Below are 18,472 nucleotides of genomic sequence, written 5' to 3'. Positions count from 1 at the left end.
CAGCAGATACAACCTGTGCATTGTTTGCAGGAAGCGGTGGGGAGAGGCTACCAACTTACAATTGGGACATAGCCTTTAATTTCGATAGGAAGAGGAGGTTTTGATGGATGCAAAAATAGAAAGAATCATCCAGTGGCTTTGTGATCTTATGGCTGAAAAGGGGTATTCTCAGTCAGTCAGGGAGTCAGATAAAGTTATTTGCCATAGAGATTATGGGGAAACTTTCACAATTCGGATATCCCAATCCACTGCATTGTCTGAGCCTAATGTGTTCGCGAAACTAGATTTGGAGAAAACCCATCATCCTTACAAGCCCGGAGAATCATTTCCTACATTAACCGTACTTATTGCTGAGAATGGCGAAGCGTATTACTTCGTTGGGGGCCAGCGTTACGGCCTCGAGCCCATGAATTTTAGTATCGTGATGAAGTTATAAGCGCTTGTATATGAAAGCTATGATTCTTGCCGCCGGCCGCGGCGAACGGATGCGGCCCTTGACCGACCATACGCCCAAGCCGCTGCTGATGGCCGGCGGCAAGCCGCTGATCCAGTGGCATATCGAACGGCTGGCCCGCGCCGGCGTGAGCGAGCTGGTGATCAATCATGCCTGGCTGGGCGCGCAGATAGAAGAAGCGCTCGGCGATGGCTCGCGCTTCGGCGTGTCGATCGCGTATTCGCCGGAAGGCCAGGCGCTGGAGACCGCCGGCGGCATCGCCACCGCCTTGCCCTTGCTGGGCGATAAGCCTTTCCTGGTGCTGAATGGCGATGTGTTGTGCGACTTCCCGCTCGCGCAACTGCTGGCGACCGCCGCCAGCCTGGATGGCGAATCCGCGCTAGCGCATTTGGTATTGACGCCGAAGGCCGGCTACCAGACCGGACGCGACTTGACCTTGCGCAGCGACGGCCGCGTCGCGGCCTGCGGGGACGGCGACACACCGTATACCTTCTGCGGCCTGGCCGCCTACCATCCGGCTTTCTTCCGAGAAGTTCAGCCTGGCGTGGCCAGCCCCTTGCTGCCGTGGCTGCTGGCGGCGATGGAACAGGGCAAAGTCCGCGGCCAAGTGCAGACCGGACTGTGGCTGGACGTCGGCACACCGGAACGGCTGGCCGAGGCTGACCGCATCGCCGCCGGCTGGACGGCATGAGCCGGCGCATTCTCGGCATCGATCCCGGCAGCCGCATCTGCGGCTTCGGCGTGATAGAGGTGGTCGGCAATCAGCGCCATTACGTCGCCTCCGGCGCCATCCGCACCCCGCAAGGCGCCAGCCTGGCCGAGCGGGTCAAAGTGATCGTCGATGGCATCCATCAGGTGATCGCCACTTACCAGCCGACCGAGGCGGCGCTGGAGCAGGTGTTCGTCAACGTCAACCCGGCCGCTACGCTGATGCTGGGCCAGGCGCGCGGCGCCTGCATGACGGCGCTGGTGTTGAAAGACTTGCCGGTGGCGGAATATACGGCGCTGCAGGTCAAGCAGTCCGTCGTCGGCCAGGGCAAGGCGCCGAAGGAGCAGGTGCAGTACATGGTGGTGCGCATGTTGAACCTGTCCGGCACGCCGCAGGCCGACGCCGCCGATGCGCTGGCGGTGGCGCTGACCCACGCCAATCATAGCGGCGGCGCCATCGGCCAACTGGCGCGGCGCGGCCTCAAAGTGCGCGGCGGCCGGCTGGTGTAGGGCGGAAGCCCGGCCGTGGCCGGGCGTTCCGCCGCAGCGCGCCGGCCAAAGACCCTCTCCCGCGTGTAAGAGCGGTCTGGGAGAGGTCGCCGCAGCCGGCGCGCGCGGACGAGCTTGGTGATTCAAGTCGCTCAGCACAGCAGCGATTCCGCAGCCCATGCGCATGGACGAGCTTGGCGGATCGCCCCTTTGGGGCATCCGCCCTACGTTTGAATCACAACGAACTCATAAGAAAGAATCATTATGATCGGACGCCTTAGCGGCAAATTGATAGAGAAACTGCCGCCGCAGGTGGTGGTGGATGTGGGCGGCGTTGGCTATGAAGTCGACGTGCCGATGACCACGTTTTACCAGCTGCCGGCCCTGGGCCAGCCCTGCACCTTGTTCACCCATCTGGTGGTGCGCGAGGATGCCCACTTGCTGTTCGGCTTCGCCAGCAAGGAAGAGCGGCAGACTTTCCGCCAGCTGATCAAGGTGAGCGGCATCGGCGCCAAGATCGCGCTGGCCATCCTGTCCGGCATGACTGCCGACGAGCTGGCCATCGCGGTGGCCAGCGAAGACATCAAGCGTTTGTCGTCGGTGCCCGGCATCGGCAAGAAAACGGCCGAGCGTCTGGTGCTGGAGCTGCGCGGTAAGCTGGCCACCGGCGGCAACCTGACGGTGCCGGGCGGCCTTCCGTTTGCCGCCACGCCGGACGAGAAAAGCGACATTGTCAACGCGCTGCTGGCTTTGGGCTACAACGACAAGGAGGCATCGGCCGCGACCAAGAGCCTGCCCGCCGACGTCACTGTCAGCGAAGGCGTGCGGCTGGCGCTGAAGAATTTGATGAAGGGTTGAGGCGGACGAATCAAACAAGGGCGGCTCAGGCCGCCCTTTTTGTTGCCGTCGTTTAGGCCGGCAGCGCCAGTACAGGCCGGCCGGCGTGCGCCAACTGCGGCCCCAGCAGCTCCAGCAGCGCGTTCAGTTTTTCCTCCAGCGCTTCTCGCGTTGAATCCACCAGCACCTGCGTGTGCCGCTCGATCTCCAGATTGAGCCGGTCTCCCGGCTTTTTCTGGCCCAGCGTGGTGGCGCGGCGGGTTTCCGGAATCAGCCATACCTCGAACCAGCCCTCGAGCTTGTCGATGGCGGCGATGGTCAGGCTGACGCCGTCCAGCGCCGCGTAGCCTTTGGCGAACAGGTAGCGCAAGGCGCCCGCCGGCACCGTCAGCCGCAAACACAGATTATCGCCGAGGCGGCGCGTCTGCTCGACCTTGGCCTGGTAATCGACATGGCCGGACAGCGCGTGGCCGCCGTTTTCCGCGCCATCGGCCAGCGCCCGCTCGACGTTGACCGCGTCGCCCACCCGGCAATTGGCCAGCGTGCTGGTGATCAGCGTCGGCAGGATCAGGTCGAACTCGGCGTTGTCTTGGCGCGGCGGCGCGGCCACGGTGAGGCAGGCGCCATTGACGGCCACGCTGGCGCCCTGGCGCAGCCCCTGGCAGAAGCCAGGCGCGAAGGCCAGCGTGAGCCGCCGGCTGCCGTCGCCGTCCTGGATGGCGATGACGCGGGCGATGCTTTGGGTGATGCCGCTGAACATGGTCCGTCCCTTCATGCCTGATTGCGTTGCAGCCATTCGGCCAGCTCGGCGACGGACAGCTGCGGCAGATCGTGGCGCGCGGCGTAATCCTGCACTTGCTGGCCGCGCATCATCGTGCCGTCCGGGTTCATCAGCTCGCACAGCACGCCGGCCGGGCTGAAGCCGGCCAGCCGCGCCAGCTCCACCGAGGCCTCGGTATGGCCGCGCCGCTCGCGCACGCCGCCGGCGCGGGCGACGATGGGATAGACGTGGCCGGGCCGCACCAGGTCGCCGGGCTTGGCGTCCGGGGCGATGGCGGCGCGTATGGTGGTGACGCGGTCGGCGGCGGAGACGCCGGTGGTCACGCCCTCGGCCGCCTCGATGGCGACGGTGAAGTTGGTGCCGTAGCGGCTGCCGTTCTGCGCCGCCATCGGCGGCAGCTGCAGGCGCTCGGCATGTTCCGGGGTGAGGCACAGGCAGACGATGCCGCTGCAGTCGCGGATCAGCCTGGCCATTTCCGGCACGGTGAGGGCATCGGCGGCCAGGATCAAATCGGCCTCGTTCTCGCGGTCGGCGTCGTCGGCGACGATGACCGGCAGGCCTAGCCGCAGGGCGGACAGCGCGGCTTGGACGCGCAGGGACAGGATATCGGTGTTGGCGTTCATGGAAACGGTCCTCAAATAATGGATTGAGAAACACGTCCCGTGGGCGTGAAGCGGATAGCGCATGGCTATCCGGCGCGATAAACGCGCGGATACGACACAGTTTTCCAGCCGCAGGCGCGGACGGATGACTGGCGTCGTCTTCTTTCATCCGGACTATAACCGTCGGCTCTGGCGTTTCACCAGATCTGCTGACCCTTCGCCGTGCGGCGAAGGCGCTCGCGGGCTCGGCGCGTATCGCGCCATACCGCCGGTGGGGAATTTCACCCCGCCCCGAAGACGTTGGCCGCACAGTGCGGCCAGCGGCGAGTATAGCGCGGTGTTAGAATATCGGCAGCAAGAATCCGCCACCAAGAGTCCCCGATGATAGAAACTGACAAGCTGTTCGGCGCCGCGCCGGAGCGCCGCATCGTTACCCCGCAACGCGCTTCCGACCAGGAAGAGGCGCTGGAGCGCGCGCTGCGGCCCAAGCTCTTGGACGAGTACGTCGGCCAGAAAAAGGCGCGCGAGCAACTGGAAATCTTCATCGAGGCGGCGAAGAAGCGCGGCGAGGCGCTGGATCATGTGCTGCTGTTCGGCCCGCCGGGCCTGGGCAAGACCACGCTGGCCCACATCGTGGCGCGCGAGATGGGCGTCAACCTGCGCCAGACGTCCGGCCCGGTGCTGGAGCGCGCCGGCGATCTGGCGGCATTGCTGACTAACCTTGAGCCGCACGATGTCCTGTTCATCGACGAAATCCACCGTCTGTCGCCGGTCGTCGAGGAAATCCTCTACCCGGCGCTGGAGGATTACCAGATCGACATCATGATAGGCGAGGGGCCGGCGGCGCGGTCGGTGAAGCTGGACCTGCCGCCGTTCACGCTGGTGGGCGCCACCACCCGAGCCGGCATGCTGACCAATCCGCTGCGCGACCGTTTCGGCATCGTCGCCCGGCTGGAGTTTTACACCGCGGACGAGCTGACGCGCATCGTCAGCCGCTCGGCCGGCCTGCTCAATGTCACCTTGTCCGACGACGGCGCCTTCGAAGTGGCCAAGCGCTCGCGCGGCACGCCGCGTATCGCCAACCGCCTGCTGCGCCGCGTGCGCGACTACGCCGAGGTGAAGGCCGATGGCGTGGTGACGGCGGCGGTGGCGGACGCCGCGCTGGCCATGCTGGATGTGGACCCGGCCGGTCTGGACGTGATGGACCGCAAGCTGCTGTCGGCCATCCTGGAGAAATTTGGCGGCGGGCCGGTGGGGCTGGACAATGTCGCCGCGGCGATAGGCGAATCCACCGACACCATAGAAGATGTGATCGAACCGTTCCTGATCCAGCAAGGCTATCTGCAGCGCACGCCGCGCGGCCGCATGGCGACGGCGCAGGCTTATCTGCACTTCGGCTTGCCGGTCAAAGACGCCTGAGTTTGCGCCATGGCAAGCCAGGATGCCGGTGGCGGGCATGCGAATCGCGTACAATGAATTTATTTGCACCGTAAGCGAGAAATCATGTTCTATGTGTTGTTCGCCACCATTCTGATCGTGGTGGTTGCGACCGCCGTCGCCGCCGCCCGCTTCTTCGACCCGGCGGTGGCCAAGATACTGGGCCGCACCTTGGGCCAGGAGCTGGCCGATGCCTGGCGCAAGTATGTGTTCTTCGCCATCGTCGTCAGCGGCATTTCCGGCGGCGTGCGGCCGTGGTCGCTGGAGCGCTACCTGGCGCCGGCGCCGGGCAAGGGCAGCACTCAGTTGGAGCTGAGCGGGCAGCGCTGGATGCTGGAACTGTACACCGCCGGCATTGAAACGCTGCGCTCCATCGCCTGGGTGGTGCTCCTGTTCTTCCTGTTCGCCATGCTGGCCTATGTGATCATGCGGGCGGTCGAGTTCCGCCGCCAGGAAGCGGAGGGCCGTCGTCCGAACGAGATGGAGTGAGCTGCCGCAAGCCTGTCAGGGGACGCTGCGTTCCCGTCAGGCGTGTTTCATTTTGACGCCGGATGCCTGCAGGCTTCAGGGCGATAAGGCGCTGGAAAAACAACCCCGTCCATGGACGGGGTTGTTTCATAAGCGCGGGCTCAGCGGCCGATCTTGATTTGCGACCACAAGCGGTTCAGCTCGCGGCGTGACTTCACGTCCAGGTCCTTCAGCGCCACATACTTGCCCTTGGCCGGCTCCAGCATGATGACTTGATTGGCCTTGATCTGCGGCTTGAAGAAGGCTTCGGCCGCCTTCACCGGATTGGTGGCGCCGATCTGGTTGGAGATTTCCGCCGCGTTCTTGCCGTCCAGCATAAAGTTGATGAACTTGTGCGCCAGGTCCGGGCGCGGCGCGTCCTTCAGGATGGTCATATTGTCGATGGCCAGCACATTGCCTTCCTTCTGCGGCTGGTAGGCCAGCTCGAACGGCCGCTTGGCGGCCTTGGCGTCCTGCTGCGCCTGGAACAGGTCGTTCGAGTAGCCCAACGCCACCCAGATATTGCCGACCGTCAGCTCCTTGATGTAGCTCTGGTTGTTGAACGCCGCCCAGTACGGCTTGGCCTGGCGGATCACCTCCGCCGCGGCCTTCCAGTCCGCCGGATTGGCGGAGTTGGCGTCCTTGCCCAGATACATCAGCGCGGCGGCCATCAGCTCGCGCTGGCTGTCCAGCACCGTCACTTTGCCCTTGATTTTGGCCAGCACGGCCGGATCGAAGACCAAGGCCCAGCTGTTCGCCTTGTCGGTCACGCCGGCTTTCTTCAGCTGGGTGGCGTTGTAGCCCAGCAGCGTCAGCGACACCACTGTCGGCGCGGCGTAGCGGTTGCCGGGATCGAATGGCTGGTTCAGCGCCAGATAGCCGCTGTTCAGGTTTTTCCAGTTGGGCAGTTTGCTCTTGTCCAGGGGCTGCAGTTTGCCCTGCTTGAGCAGCGTGTTCACGGCGAAGGCGGTGGGGAACACCATATCGTAGCCCTTGGCGCCGGCGGCCAGCTTGGCCAGCATTTCCTCGTTGTCGCCGTAGTAGTCCTGCACCAGCTTGCAGTTGCAGGATTGCTCGAAACGCTTGGCGGTGTCCGCGGACAGCGCATTGTTCCAGTTGTAGATGTGCAGCACATCCGCGGCGGATGCCGAACCCCAGGCTAGTGTCATCAGCGCCGAAAGAGCCAGCTTGTTCATACCATGTCATCCTTGTGATAGCGAAAAATGAAACCCCGGCCAGACACTGGCAGGGGTCGGGAAAACCTCGCGCCTCCCGCTGCGGGGAGGACACGGTGTGCTTACAAGGCCACCATATTGTCGCGGTGTATCAATTCCGGCTCGACGATGTAGCCGAGCGCGGCTTCGATCTCGCGGGTGCCCTTGCGCATGATCTGGCGCGCCTCGTCCGAACTGTAGTTGACCAGGCCGCGCGCCACTTCGTTTCCTTCCGCGTCGACGCATGCCACCGCCTCGCCGCGCAGGAAGTCGCCCTCCACCGCGCTGACGCCCACCGGCAGCAGGCTGGTGCCGCGTTCGCGGATGGCGCGGGCGGCGCCGTCGTCCAGCAGCAGGCGGCCGGCCAGCTTCAGGTGATCGGCCAGCCATTGCTTGCGCGCCGCCATGCGGTTGGTGGCGGCCACCAGCTGGGTGCCGATGGCTTCGCCGTCGGCCAGCCGCGACAGCACATGCGGCTCGCGGCCGCAGGCGATCACGGTGGCGGCGCCGCTGCGCGCCGCGCGCTTGGCGGCCAGGATCTTGGTGATCATGCCCCCGGTGCCGACGCTGGAACCGGCGCCGCCGGCCATCTCTTCCAGCCGGGGATCGCCGGCCTCGGCCTCGTGGATGAATTCGGCGTCCGGGTGCTTGCGCGGGTCGGCGCTGAACAGGCCCTGCTGGTCGGTCAGGATCACCAACGCGTCGGCTTCGATCAGGTTGGTGACCAGCGCGCCCAGCGTGTCGTTGTCGCCAAAGCGGATTTCGCTGGTGACCACGGTGTCGTTCTCATTGATGATGGGCACCACATTGAGATTCAGCAGGCTCGTGAGCGTGGAGCGGGCGTTCAGATAGCGGGTGCGGTCGGCCAGGTCTTCGTGGGTCAGCAGAATCTGCGCCGTCTGCAGGCCAAAGGCGCGGAAGGCGCTCTCGTAGGCCTGGCACAGCCCCATCTGGCCGACGGCGGCGGCGGCTTGCAGCTCATGCACGCCCTTGGGCCGCACGGTCCAGCCCAGCCGCTGGCAGCCTTCGGCGATGGCGCCGCTGGAAACCAGCACCACCTGCTTGCCGCGGCGTTTCAGTTCGGCGATTTCGGCGGCCCAGCGCGCCAGTGCGGACAGGTCCAGGCCCTTGCCGTCGTTGGTCACCAGGCTGGAGCCGACCTTGACCACGATACGGTCGGAAGCGTGAATCACCGAATGCATCGACAGACCTCTCTATTAAAGCAAATGATTATAGAGAGCTCAGTGTACCCGAAAAAGGGCTGGGCTTGAGCGAGGCTTGAGCCAAGTCAAAACAGCTCGCTGGGGCGATATTCCATCAGCTGGAAATACGGCGATTGCTGATGCAGCTTGCTTGCGCGGATCAAACGCTCGCCGTCGGCGGCGCGCAGCCGGAACTCGCGCAACTGGCTGAACGGCCGCCCCACCATTTCCAGCAGCTCCGGATGGTTGCCGTGCGGCGGCAGCAGCAGGCAACGCTGATACGTGTCGCCGTGGTAGGTGATGCTGGGCATGACCAGTGCAGGCGCCGGCGCCGGGCAGAGAATCTCCACGCCGCATTCGATTTCCTTGCCGGTCGGCTGCATCAGCACCCAGCGCACGGCGCATAAGCGGGCGGCCTCAGGCTGGTCCGGCGGATTGATCAGCAGGATTTCGCCGGCGCGCAGCGGCTGCTCGCGCGGCACGCCGCGCAGCAGATAGCCGCTGTCGCTGTGGTTGACGATGGTCATCAGGCAGGGCAGCGGCGGGGGGCGCAAGCGCGAGGTTTCTTCGGCCGCGCCGGCGCCGGGCAATTGCCAGCTGCCGCCATTGACGCGGTGCCAGATCTGGGCGGTGCCGGCGATGACTTCCACCACCCCTTGCGCCGATTCGCGGCTGTGTTTGCGCCGCCGTGGACGCTGCCAGGCTTCGCTGAGTTGGGTCAGTACATGGATTTCTTCGTTGACCTGCCCGCCGGAGGCGGCGGCGCTGGCTTTCTGCAACTGGGCCAGGCTGCGGCGTATGCTGGCCAAGGCGCCCGCCATTTCCAGCAAGTAGCAGGCGTGCGGCAGCGCGGCGGCGTTGGCCAGCAGGTAGCGCGGCGGGGCGTCTTCCTGCGGGTCCAGCAGGTAGCCGTGACGGTTTTCGTCCCGCCCGCCCACCGGCAGCAGCGTCACCTGCTTGGCCAGGCTGTAAACCAGTTGCCGGGCCAGCTGCATTTCGGCCGGCGACAAGCGATTGGTGGCGGTCAGCCCCAGCAGCAGGATCTGGCGGTAGATGTCGGCCAGGGTGTCGTCATTGGCCAGCGAGCGGTCTTGCCAGCCCTTTTCCACCGCCGTCGCATACAGCTGATGGCAATCCAGCCAGAAGCCGTCTGGCAGCGGGCAATAGTATTGCTGATAGATGTTCAGGCACTGCCGCGCCGCCATCATCGTATACAGCAGCAGCTCTACTTTGGGCTGTTCCCGCTCCAGCAGGCTGGGGCGGGCCAGCTTGTCCTGCAGCGCCTGTTTGAAGCCGACGAACAGATTGGAAAACAGCTTGACGCCCACCACCGCCAACTGGCGGCTCTTGGGCGAGGACAGGATGTCGCTGTGCTGGGTCTCGCCTTCCAGCAGCGGGTAATAACGGTCCAGCGCCTTCAGATACAGCATCAGCAGCTTGTAGCGCAGCATCGGCTCCAGCGGCGTGCGGCCCAGGTGGTATAGCGCCTGCGCCAGCAGACGGCCGCATTCCAGCAAGTCGGTGTAAGGCAGCCGCTCCAGCCAGGCTTCCACGCTGGCGGGCTGGGTGTCGACGAGTTGCGGGTCCATATTCCTCTTTGGCAAGGCAAGCCACAGCATCCAGACCAGGCTCCGGTATCGGGATGCGGCATGCTATTGGTATTGTGTGGCCGCGGCAAGGATTTCATGGCAGAGCGGTGGCGTCCCCCTCCGCGCAGGCATCGCCGGCCTGCACCTCGTCCAGCGCCTCCAGGCTGGCATCGACCAGCCACTGCATTTCTTCGCCGGTCAAGGTGTACGGCGGCATGAAGTAGACCGTCTTGCCGATGGGCCGCAACAAGCATCCGCGTTTCAGCATGGCCGAAAAATAGGCCAATGCAAAGTCCGTGCGCGAAGTCTCCACGTCGAAGGCCCAGATCATGCCGCGCTGGCGGAAATGGCGGACATCCGGCCGCTGGCGCAGCGGCTGCATGCGGCGGGTAAAGTCCTCCGCCAGGATGCGGTTGGCTTCCAGCACATTTTCGTCTTCAAAGATGTCCAGCACCGCCAGCGCCGCCGCGCAGGCCAGCGCGTTGCCGGTATAGCTGTGCGAATGCAAAAAGCCGCGCGCCACGTCGTCGTGGTAAAAGGCTTGGTAAATATCGTCCCGCGTCAGCACGCAGGACAGCGGCAAAAAGCCGCCGGTGATGCCCTTGGACAGGCACAGGAAGTCCGGAGCGACGCCGGCCTGCTGGCAGGCGAAGAAGCTGCCGGTGCGGCCGAAGCCGACGGCGATTTCGTCGGCGATCAAGTGCACCTGGTATTGATCGCACAGCCGGCGCAGTTCCGTCAGATAGACCGGATCGTACATCGCCATCCCGGCCGCGCCCTGCACCAGCGGCTCCACGATGACGGCGGCGATCTCATGGCTGCGTTTGGCCAGCAGATTGCCCAACGAGGCGGCGGCGCGGCGCGCCACGTCGGCAGCCGTTTCGCCCGGCGCGGCCTGCCGGGCGTCCGGCGACGGCGCGCGCAGGCTGGGTTTCAGCAGATCGGCATAGGTGGACGAGAAAATCGGCACATCGGTCACCGCCAGCGCGCCCACGGTTTCGCCGTGGTAGCTGTTTTCCAGGCTGACGAAGCGCGTCTTCTGCGGCTGGCCGCTGTTTTTCCAATAATGGAAGCTCATCTTCAGCGCGATTTCCGTCGCGCTGGCGCCATCGGAACCATAAAAGGCATGGCCCAGGCCGGACAGCGCGGCCAGCCGCTCGGACAACTCCACCACCGGGCGGTGGGTGAAGCCGGCCAGCATCACATGCTCCAGGCCATCCAATTGTTCGCGTATCGCCTGTTTGATGCGCGGATTGCCGTGGCCGAACAGATTGACCCACCACGAGCTGACGCCGTCCAGATAGCGCTTGCCGTCAAAATCGGTCAGCCAGACGCCCTCCGCGCTGGCGATGGGGACGATGGGCAGGCTTTCGTGGCGCTTCATCTGCGTGCACGGGTGCCAAACGGCGGCGCGGCTGCGCTCCAGCCAGGCTTGGTTGCTCATGGGTGCCTCCTGTGGGGTGATGGCCGATGCTAACACAGGCAGAGGGAATGGCCGATGTGACGAAAAACGTCAGTTTGTGACGCGTGTCGACCGATGAGCTGTCATGCGCGCAGCGTAAAGTCATGAGGGAGCAGGGTGGCATGCTTCCTGCTCTCTTAATTGACAGAGAAAGAAGACGCGCGGCACGTGTCCGTTTTTTGAAGAAGAGGCGGGCAAGCCGCGCGGATTGCGCGGCGCCTTGCCAGGCTCAAGCTTGACTAGACCATGGAGTTCAACATGAAGAAACAAATGCAACAGGGTTTCACCCTGATCGAGCTGATGATCGTGGTGGCGATTGTCGGTATTTTGGCGGCGATTGCGATTCCGGCGTATCAAGACTATACAATTCGCGCACGTGTTACTGAAGGTTTGAGTCTGGCATCTGCCGCTAAAGTAACGGTCGCAGAAAATGCGGCAAATGGAGCTGCAGTCCTTGGTACTGGTTTTAGTAGTCCGGGTGCCACCAAAAATGTTGCGGCAGTAAATATCGGTACTCATGGTGAAATTCAGATTCAATATCAATCTAATGTCTCAGCTTCCGCTACTAACTCGCTAGTTCTTGTGCCAACTGCAAGTTCAGTAGCACTGACTGCCGGTACAGTTCCTACTACTGCAATCGTTTGGACTTGTTACGCAGCGGGTAAAGCAGCTAGCCCAGTAGCACCGCAGGATTATACAGCTACTCTTCCCGCTAAAAATGCGCCTGCTGAATGTAGATAGTAGGTTTGAAGGAATGTTTGTTACGGGCAGTGGAAGCTGCCCGTTTTTATTTGGATTTTATTTATGCGAATAAGTTTTTCGCACGGAGCGCTGGCATTAGCAGTAGTTTTGCCATTTTTGAACCCACTTCATTTACAGCCTGTTGGTGATTGGGTGACATCGGCACTATGCATATGCTTGATTGGTATTGTTTTGGTTTTGAATTCTATTAAATTCGTAGGGGGTAAGATATATACATGTTCTCCTGCATTTATTTTTCTTTTGATACTTAGTCTTTTTTTTCTGGTGAGGCCGCAGTACAGTTTGCCATTTTCAGCGGTGGTCATATTCCTTTTTGCATTGGTCAGTTTTGATGTGGTAAAGCACGATAAAATAGATCGTGCTAGGTTGGTTGTGATATTGGCGCAACTGATACTGATTACTGCGTTGGTGCAAGCCTTATTTGGTTTTGTCCAAGCGTTGGGTCTGGCGCCGCAGACCCATGGCTGGGTGTTGTTCAACCCAGGTGCTAGCGATGTGATGGGCAACTTCGGTCAGCGCAACCAGCTGGCGCAGTTTTTGGGTTGGGGAATCGTTTGCGCAGCCTTCCTTTACGCTACGGACCGCATGGGGCGAGTGGCGACGGGCAGCGCCGTGCTGGTGCTGGCGCTGCTGATGAGCTGGACCGGCGCGCGGCTGCCGCTGGCGTACGGCTTGGGCCTGGCCTTGCTGGCCTGGTTTTGGCATCGACGCGTGCCGCAGGATGAGACCGTGGCGCGCATGGCCCGCGCCTTGGCTTGGACGGTGCTGGCTCTCGCCTTGATTCAGATATTTAACCAGCATATTGATAGCGTTTTGCAAGCTATCGGCTTGCCCATCCATGTGCAAAGCGGTTCCGACCGTCTGCTGGACGCTGGTTTCGGCGCGCGCCGCCGCATCGAATGGAGCAAGGCATGGGAAGTGTTCCTGCAACATCCGTGGCTTGGCGTGGGGCTGGGCGGCTATGCCTGGCATTCGGCCTGGCTGGAGGCGTATGGCGGCTGGCCCAAGGAACCGGAGAGCTGGCTGTTTACCCATTGCCATAATCTGATTTTCCAGCTGCTGGCGGAAACCGGTCTGGTTGGGACTTTGCTTGTGGTGGGTGGTTTGCTGTACTGCTTGCTGCCGTATTTCCGGCGCGGCGAGCAGACGGCGGACAATCTGCTGCTGATCAGCATCGCCATGATGTTGCTGGGGCATTCGATGTTTGAATACCCGCTGTGGTATTTGCCCTTCCTGCTGATGCTGGTGATCATTTGCACGCTGAGCCCTGCCAAAGGGTGGACGGTGCAATTGAGCGGGCGCTTCCGGCAGGTGCTGGGCGTGAGCGCCGGCGTGCTGGCCCTGGCCTATGTGGCAACCGGCATCCTGCCTTATCGGCAGCTGATTCAGAATTTCACGCCGCGCAGCGAGAATTCCTTTCAGGCCAGTCTGGACAATGCCAAGCGTTCGCTGAAACTGTCCGAGTTGTCGCGCAATCCGTTGTGGAGCTGGGAGGCGGATTTGGGCATGGTCAACTATTTGCAGCCGGACGGCATCATGCGCGATTTGCAACTGGAACTCGCGGAGCGCGTGGCGCGCTACCAGCCGTTTCCGACCGTGCTGATCAAGCTGTCCATTCTGCGGGCCTTGAATGGCCAGCCCGAGCCGGCCAAGCAGGCGTTGACGATGGCGATTGCCAATTATCCGGATTACACGCCGGTGTTCCAGCATGAGCTGGCGCGCTACCGCCAGCCGGAATTGCAGCCTTTGCAGGACATGGCTTCCAAGGCGGTGAAAGCCGGCGCGGCGCAGGGCGGGGCCACTGACGCCGGCCGCCTCGCCGCCGTGATGACCGTCGCCGCCCCAGTGACGCGCCAGCCTATCTTCTGAGCCTTGTAACAGCCCGAAACATATGGCGTGTTCAATGGAGCCGGCGCATGCGGTATGCTGCCGGCTCCGCTGTTTTCAACCTCTGGTCTGCCATGACTTTTCAGAAACTATCCGAGCGCCTGGCGCTGCTGGCGCTGCTGGCGCTGGGCTTGATCGCCATCGTGCCGTTCGCCTCGCGCGTGCACTTTGTGCCGCTGCCGCAGTGGTTCGGCGAAATCAATGTGATCTGGCTGCTGCTGGCCGCCGGCATCTTGCTGATGCCGTCCGGCCGCCTGTTCGACGCGGTGCCGCGCGCCAGCTGGTGGTGTCTGCTGCTGGCGGCGGTGTGGGCGCTGCAACCGCAATTCGTCCATCTATTGTTCCCGGGCATGAGCTACGTCACCGCGCTGGGCTGGCTGGCGCTGGCCTTGCTGGCCTCGGTGACGGCGTCGCTGCGCGGCGCCTTCGGCGAGCGGGAGTTTGCGGTATGGCTGGCCCGCGCCATCGTCGTGGGCGGCTTGGTGCAGTCGTTGATCGGCACGGCCCAGGTGACCGGGCTGGCGCCGGTGCTGGGCCTGTTCTATGACAGCTCCCACCCCACCAGCAATATCTTCGGCCATATCGGCCAGCGCAATCAGTACGCTCATTATCTGATGTGGTCGGTGCTGTCCGGCGTCTATCTGTTCGCGGTGGGCCGCCTGGGCCGCAACTGGCTGATCGCGCTGGTGCTGTGGATGTCGCTGATGCTGGCCTGGGCCGGCTCGCGCTCCATTTTGCTGTATCTGGTGGCGATGTCGGCGCTGGCGGGCCTGTGGTACTGGCGCAACCGCGATGAAACGCTGGGCCGGCTGATGAAGGCGATGTGGCTGACCAGCGTGGTGATCGTCGCCGCGCAGTTCGCCTTGCCGCTGTTCAATCATCTGATCTCCTTGCTGACTCACACCGACGTGGAAAACGCCTCCGGCGTGGCGCGGCTGGCGGCCAATGGCGACGATATGGGCGCGCGCCGCTTCGCCGAGATGCACAAGGCCTGGATGACTTTCCAGGCGCATCCGCTATGGGGCGTGGGTTGGTCGCAGTACGCGGCGGAGAGCGTGCGCCTGCAGCCGCTGCCGCAGTTCGCCGCGGCCGGCTACAACAGCGGCTTGTTCACCAACGCGCACAATCTGGTGATGCAGCTGTTGGCGGAAATGGGCGGCCCGGCCACGGCATTGGTGGTGGGTGGCTTCCTGTGGGTGGTGCTGCCGTTCTTCCGCCGCGCGGCCACGCCGGAGGGCGTGCTGGCCTTGGGCTGCGTGGCGGTGACCTTGACCCACAGCATGCTGGAGTACCCGCTGTGGTACTTCTACTTCCTGGCGATGCTGGTGATCTTCGTCGCCATGGCGCCGCGGGACGAAAAGCGGCCGTCGCTCTGGCTGCGATTGCCGTTGTTGGGCGCGCTGGCGTGGGTGGGCTGGTTGTCCATCAGCACCACGCCGATGTTCTGGGAGCTGGTTAATCTGTATACGCCGACCGGCAACGCGCAAAAGGATGCCAAGCGCAGCGAGCGGCTGATCGAGATCATCGAAACCAAGCCCTTGTTCGCCTATCACGCCTTGTACACGCTGGACGATTATCTGCCGATCACGCGAGACAATCTGAAGCAGAAGCTGGCGCTGGAGGACAGGCTGACCGCCTTCCGTCCGTATCCGGACGTGATGCTGAAGCGCGCCCAGATGGAAATCCTGGCCGGGCAGCAGGCCAAGGCGGAGCAGACGCTGCGCACCACGCTGGCGTCCTTCCCCACTTACGCCGGCCAGTTCATCGAGACGCTGGGCGACGCCAACCCGGAATGGGAGCCGCTGCGCAAGATCAGCCGCGAAGCCTACGACAAATTGCCGGCCAAGTTCCGCACCTTGCAGGAGTGATGGGCATGCGCCCGCGGGAAGGCGGGCAAGTAAAAAGCCGCTCTATGCTTCGAGCGGCTTTTTTGTAGGCTGCGGCGGGGAGCTTAGTTGTCCAGCACCACGCCTTCGCTCAGCGCGGTTTTCATCTTGCTCAGCGCCTTGGCTTCGATCTGGCGGATGCGCTCGGCGGATACGCCGAATTCCGCCGCCAGCTCGTGCAGCGTGGAGCCGCTGTCGTCGGTCAACCAGCGCGCTTCGACGATGCGGCGGCTGCGCGCGTCGAGCGTGGACAGCGCGTATTCCAGGCCTTCGGACTGCAGATGGTCGAAGGCGCGGCGTTCCAGCGCGCGCGTCGGCTCGCTGTGGCTGTCCGCCAGCCAGTCGATCGGCGCGTAGCTGTCGTCGTCGTCGGAATCGCCGATCAGCGACACGTCCTGGCCATTCATGCGGATTTCCATCTCGCGCACTTCCTCGGGCTTGACGCCCAGGTCGGCGGCGATGGATTTGGCTTCCTGTTCGGACAGGGCGGAAAAACCGCTCTTCATGCTGCGCAGGTTGAAGAACAGCTTGCGCTGCGGCTTGGTGGTGGCGATGCGCACCAGACGCCAGTTGCGCAGGATGAATTCGTGGATCTCGGCTTTGATCCAATGAATGGCGAACGAGAACAGGCGCACGCCGCGGCCCGGTTCAAAGCGCTTGACCGCCTTCATCAGGCCGATATTGCCTTCCTGGATCAGGTCGGCTTGCGGCAGGCCGTAGCCGGCATAGCCGCGAGCGACGGACACCACCACGCGCAGGTGCGACAGCACCATTTGCCGCGCCGCTTCCAGATCGTTTTCCTGCTGGAAACGGGTTGCGAGCTCGGTTTCTTGCTCCTGCGTCAGCATCGGCACGCTGTTGACCGCCTGGATGTACTGTTCCAGGCTGCCGCTGGTCGACGGTACGGGAAGGGCAAATGTTGTGTTCATTGCGATGGCTACCTCCTTGGGTAGTGCTATGTTAGCACTCGTGTATTGAGAGTGCTAGCAAGGAAAGGTTCCCGAGTCAATGATTTTTAACAATCGGCCCGATAGCCATTTTGTTTATTTGGGTTCGACCTTGCGCAGATGGTGGTCCGCGGCCAATCGCGCGCCCAGCATCGCCAGCAGCGCGGAGATGCCGATCAGGGCCGCCAGCTCCAGCGGCGTCAGGACGCGCAGCTCCACGCGTTCGCCGTACAGCATGGCGAATTCGCGGATGGCCGGATTGGCCATCGACGACAGCCAGCACGACAGGCCCCAGGCCAGCAGGGCGGCCAGCACCCCCTGCCACAGCGCATGGTACAGGAAGGGACGCCGGATGAAGCTATCCGTGGCGCCGATCAGCTTGGATACCTCGATTTCATCCTGTCGCGCCAGAATCTGCATGCGGATGGCGTTGTGCGTCACCAGCACCAGCGCCAGGCCCAGCGCCGCGGCGAGGAAGGCGGTCAGCTTCTGGCCCATCTCCACCATGCCGTGCAGCCGCTTGGCCCAATGGGCGTCGAACTGCGCCGTTTCCACCATCGGCAGGCCGGACAGCTCCTTCTGCAGCATTTCCATTTCGCGCGGTTCCAGCGTCTTGGGCGTCACCACGAAGGCGTCGGGCAGCGGGTTGCCTTCCAGCCCATCGGACAGGCCGGACAGGCCGTTGCGCTGTTCCAGATCTTGCAATGCCTTGCCCTTGCTGACGAAAGTGAAGCTTTTCACCTTGGGGTGGTGAGCCAGTGTGGTCTGCACCGCGGCGATGTCCGCCTCCTCGGCCGACAGCTCCATGAACAGGGTGATCTGCGGCGTGGCGGTCAGGCGGCCCACCCAGTCCTGCACGCTGCTGACGGCCAGGTACAGCGACAAGGGCAGGGCCAGCGCCAAGGCCAGCATCAATAGCGTCAACATGCTGCCGAATGGTTGGCGCAGGATCTTGATCAGCGCCAGCTTGGCGCTTTGCCAGTTCAGATAGAGAAAGTGTTTCATGCGGCGAACTGTCCTTCCCTCAGGCGGATGATGCGGCGGCCGTAGTCTTCCATCAGGGTTTCATCGTGAGCGGAGATCAGCACCGTCACGCCCACCTGATGGAAGGATTTGAACAACTCCATGATGTCCAGCGCGTAGGCGCGGTCCAGGTTGGCCGACGGCTCGTCCGCCAGCAGGATGCTGGGGCGGTGCACCACGGCGCGCGCGATGCACAGCCGTTGCTGTTCGCCGCCGGACAGGCGGATCGGCATCATCTTTTCCTTGTTCAGCAGGCCCACCTTGTCCAGCGCGGCGCGCACGCGCTTGGCGGCGTCGCGGCGGTCGAAGCCTATGATGTCCAGCGGCAGCATCACGTTGTCGAACACGCTGCGGTCGAACAGGATTTTATGATCCTGAAAAACCATGCCCAGATGCTGGCGCACATACGGCAGCTGGCTGCCGCGCAGCTTGGACAGGTTCTGGCCATTGACCAGCACGCCGCCGCTGGTGGCGCGCTCGATGCCGGCGATCAGCTTGAGCAGGGTGGATTTGCCGGCGCCGGAGTGGCCGGCCAGAAACACCATTTCGCCGGTTTCGATGGTGAACGACAGGTTCTTCAGGGCTTCGTTGCCACCAGGGTAGCGCTTGGTGACCTGGTCGAACTGTATCATTGAGGTTTCCCGCTTGTTGGCTGAGAAAGGCGGCCGCATCGGCAGCCGCGATC

The 18,472-nt window shown here is 63.2% G+C and carries 18 protein-coding genes and 1 riboswitch; of the genes, 9 read left to right on the top strand and 9 right to left on the bottom strand.

The features are described from left to right. The first annotated feature begins 103 nt into the window (after positions 1–103). The 4 genes from QUG01_RS15525 (at position 104) to ruvA (ending at position 2,509) form a co-directional block, all read left to right on the top strand. Positions 104–436, top strand: a complete 333-nt coding sequence (locus QUG01_RS15525; RefSeq protein ID WP_500830878.1) for a hypothetical protein — start codon at positions 104–106, stop codon at positions 434–436. Positions 437–446: 10 nt separating this feature from the next. After that, the gene (gene murU / locus QUG01_RS15520; protein ID WP_500830877.1) at positions 447–1,145 is read left to right on the top strand and encodes an N-acetylmuramate alpha-1-phosphate uridylyltransferase MurU; all 699 of its coding nucleotides are present in this window, start codon (positions 447–449) and stop codon (positions 1,143–1,145) included. Continuing rightward, positions 1,142–1,672 carry a crossover junction endodeoxyribonuclease RuvC gene (ruvC, locus tag QUG01_RS15515; protein ID WP_500830876.1) on the top strand — a complete coding sequence of 177 codons (531 nt, stop codon included), beginning with the start codon at positions 1,142–1,144 and terminating at the stop codon, positions 1,670–1,672. Before murU ends, ruvC begins: the two co-directional genes overlap by 4 nt. Positions 1,673–1,915: 243 nt before the next feature. Then, a complete protein-coding gene (ruvA, locus tag QUG01_RS15510) occupies positions 1,916–2,509 on the top strand; it encodes a Holliday junction branch migration protein RuvA (protein ID WP_500830875.1) in 594 nt (197 codons plus the stop codon). 52 nt (positions 2,510–2,561) lie between these two features. Here the strand turns inward: ruvA and QUG01_RS15505 are convergent, their stop codons facing one another. Both QUG01_RS15505 and ribB read right to left on the bottom strand, forming a co-directional pair. Then, positions 2,562–3,263, bottom strand: a complete 702-nt coding sequence (locus tag QUG01_RS15505) for a riboflavin synthase subunit alpha (protein WP_500830874.1) — start codon at positions 3,261–3,263, stop codon at positions 2,562–2,564. Next, entirely contained in the window at positions 3,260–3,892 is a 633-nt protein-coding gene (gene ribB, locus QUG01_RS15500; protein WP_500830873.1) for a 3,4-dihydroxy-2-butanone-4-phosphate synthase, read from the bottom strand. The genes QUG01_RS15505 and ribB overlap by 4 nt, the downstream gene beginning before the upstream one ends. 132 nt (positions 3,893–4,024) lie before the next feature. Beyond that, positions 4,025–4,174, bottom strand: a riboswitch (FMN riboswitch). Positions 4,175–4,252: 78 nt separating this feature from the next. Here ribB and ruvB point away from each other — a divergent pair. After that, a complete protein-coding gene (gene ruvB, locus QUG01_RS15495) occupies positions 4,253–5,290 on the top strand; it encodes a Holliday junction branch migration DNA helicase RuvB (RefSeq protein ID WP_103317519.1) in 1,038 nt (345 codons plus the stop codon). An 84-nt stretch (positions 5,291–5,374) separates the two neighbouring features. After that, positions 5,375–5,797, top strand: coding sequence for a hypothetical protein (locus QUG01_RS15490; RefSeq protein ID WP_500830872.1), 423 nt, complete (start codon positions 5,375–5,377; stop codon positions 5,795–5,797). A gap of 140 nt (positions 5,798–5,937) precedes the next feature. Here QUG01_RS15490 and QUG01_RS15485 read toward each other — a convergent pair whose 3' ends face one another. From QUG01_RS15485 to QUG01_RS15470, 4 genes are all read right to left on the bottom strand, one after another. After that, positions 5,938–7,011 (bottom strand): ABC transporter substrate-binding protein, encoded by a 1,074-nt coding sequence (locus QUG01_RS15485; protein WP_500830871.1) that lies wholly within the window; start codon positions 7,009–7,011, stop codon positions 5,938–5,940. Positions 7,012–7,112: 101 nt separating this feature from the next. Further along, positions 7,113–8,231: a glutamate 5-kinase gene (gene proB, locus QUG01_RS15480; RefSeq protein WP_261174812.1), complete on the bottom strand. Its 1,119-nt coding sequence runs from the start codon at positions 8,229–8,231 to the stop codon at positions 7,113–7,115. 86 nt (positions 8,232–8,317) lie between these two features. Then, a complete protein-coding gene (locus QUG01_RS15475; RefSeq protein ID WP_500830870.1) occupies positions 8,318–9,820 on the bottom strand; it encodes a cyclic-di-GMP receptor FimW-related protein in 1,503 nt (500 codons plus the stop codon). A gap of 94 nt (positions 9,821–9,914) precedes the next feature. After that, entirely contained in the window at positions 9,915–11,264 is a 1,350-nt protein-coding gene (locus QUG01_RS15470) for an adenosylmethionine--8-amino-7-oxononanoate transaminase (RefSeq protein WP_500830869.1), read from the bottom strand. Between the two features lie 276 nt (positions 11,265–11,540). Between QUG01_RS15470 and QUG01_RS15465 the strand changes: the two genes are divergently transcribed. From QUG01_RS15465 to QUG01_RS15455, 3 genes are all read left to right on the top strand, one after another. Further along, on the top strand, positions 11,541–12,023 hold the full coding sequence (locus QUG01_RS15465) for a pilin (protein WP_500830868.1): 483 nt from the start codon (positions 11,541–11,543) through the stop codon (positions 12,021–12,023). Between the two features lie 63 nt (positions 12,024–12,086). Next, positions 12,087–13,913 carry a PglL family O-oligosaccharyltransferase gene (locus QUG01_RS15460; protein WP_500830867.1) on the top strand — a complete coding sequence of 609 codons (1,827 nt, stop codon included), beginning with the start codon at positions 12,087–12,089 and terminating at the stop codon, positions 13,911–13,913. 92 nt (positions 13,914–14,005) lie between these two features. Further along, on the top strand, positions 14,006–15,799 hold the full coding sequence (locus QUG01_RS15455; RefSeq protein ID WP_500830866.1) for a PglL family O-oligosaccharyltransferase: 1,794 nt from the start codon (positions 14,006–14,008) through the stop codon (positions 15,797–15,799). An 83-nt stretch (positions 15,800–15,882) separates the two neighbouring features. Here QUG01_RS15455 and rpoH read toward each other — a convergent pair whose 3' ends face one another. From rpoH to ftsE, 3 genes are all read right to left on the bottom strand, one after another. Continuing rightward, positions 15,883–16,746, bottom strand: a complete 864-nt coding sequence (gene rpoH / locus QUG01_RS15450; protein WP_043627479.1) for an RNA polymerase sigma factor RpoH — start codon at positions 16,744–16,746, stop codon at positions 15,883–15,885. A gap of 114 nt (positions 16,747–16,860) precedes the next feature. After that, on the bottom strand, positions 16,861–17,769 hold the full coding sequence (gene ftsX / locus QUG01_RS15445) for a permease-like cell division protein FtsX (protein WP_500830865.1): 909 nt from the start codon (positions 17,767–17,769) through the stop codon (positions 16,861–16,863). Further along, positions 17,766–18,419 (bottom strand): cell division ATP-binding protein FtsE, encoded by a 654-nt coding sequence (ftsE, locus tag QUG01_RS15440; RefSeq protein ID WP_043627476.1) that lies wholly within the window; start codon positions 18,417–18,419, stop codon positions 17,766–17,768. Before ftsE ends, ftsX begins: the two co-directional genes overlap by 4 nt. Positions 18,420–18,472: the final 53 nt, after the last annotated feature.

The organism is Chromobacterium sp. CCUG 76385 (assembly GCF_059916625.1).
The sequence above is the reverse complement of the archived record's forward strand: the minus strand, read 5'-3'. Positions and strand labels throughout refer to the sequence as shown.

Excerpts from the sequence above, each read along its gene's own strand:
- ftsX (WP_500830865.1), bottom strand. The coding sequence starts at position 17,769 with ATGAAACACTTTCTCTATCTGAACTGGCAAAGCGCCAAGCTGGCGCTG.
- QUG01_RS15465 (WP_500830868.1), top strand. The coding sequence starts at position 11,541 with ATGAAGAAACAAATGCAACAGGGTTTCACCCTGATCGAGCTGATGATC.
- QUG01_RS15485 (WP_500830871.1), bottom strand. The coding sequence starts at position 7,011 with ATGAACAAGCTGGCTCTTTCGGCGCTGATGACACTAGCCTGGGGTTCG.
- ruvB (WP_103317519.1), top strand. The coding sequence starts at position 4,253 with ATGATAGAAACTGACAAGCTGTTCGGCGCCGCGCCGGAGCGCCGCATC.
- QUG01_RS15475 (WP_500830870.1), bottom strand. The coding sequence starts at position 9,820 with ATGGACCCGCAACTCGTCGACACCCAGCCCGCCAGCGTGGAAGCCTGG.
- murU (WP_500830877.1), top strand. The coding sequence starts at position 447 with ATGAAAGCTATGATTCTTGCCGCCGGCCGCGGCGAACGGATGCGGCCC.
- QUG01_RS15525 (WP_500830878.1), top strand. The coding sequence starts at position 104 with ATGGATGCAAAAATAGAAAGAATCATCCAGTGGCTTTGTGATCTTATG.
- ruvA (WP_500830875.1), top strand. The coding sequence starts at position 1,916 with ATGATCGGACGCCTTAGCGGCAAATTGATAGAGAAACTGCCGCCGCAG.
- QUG01_RS15490 (WP_500830872.1), top strand. The coding sequence starts at position 5,375 with ATGTTCTATGTGTTGTTCGCCACCATTCTGATCGTGGTGGTTGCGACC.
- QUG01_RS15505 (WP_500830874.1), bottom strand. The coding sequence starts at position 3,263 with ATGAAGGGACGGACCATGTTCAGCGGCATCACCCAAAGCATCGCCCGC.
- QUG01_RS15455 (WP_500830866.1), top strand. The coding sequence starts at position 14,006 with ATGACTTTTCAGAAACTATCCGAGCGCCTGGCGCTGCTGGCGCTGCTG.
- ftsE (WP_043627476.1), bottom strand. The coding sequence starts at position 18,419 with ATGATACAGTTCGACCAGGTCACCAAGCGCTACCCTGGTGGCAACGAA.
- ruvC (WP_500830876.1), top strand. The coding sequence starts at position 1,142 with ATGAGCCGGCGCATTCTCGGCATCGATCCCGGCAGCCGCATCTGCGGC.
- QUG01_RS15460 (WP_500830867.1), top strand. The coding sequence starts at position 12,087 with ATGCGAATAAGTTTTTCGCACGGAGCGCTGGCATTAGCAGTAGTTTTG.
- QUG01_RS15470 (WP_500830869.1), bottom strand. The coding sequence starts at position 11,264 with ATGAGCAACCAAGCCTGGCTGGAGCGCAGCCGCGCCGCCGTTTGGCAC.
- proB (WP_261174812.1), bottom strand. The coding sequence starts at position 8,231 with ATGCATTCGGTGATTCACGCTTCCGACCGTATCGTGGTCAAGGTCGGC.
- ribB (WP_500830873.1), bottom strand. The coding sequence starts at position 3,892 with ATGAACGCCAACACCGATATCCTGTCCCTGCGCGTCCAAGCCGCGCTG.
- rpoH (WP_043627479.1), bottom strand. The coding sequence starts at position 16,746 with ATGAACACAACATTTGCCCTTCCCGTACCGTCGACCAGCGGCAGCCTG.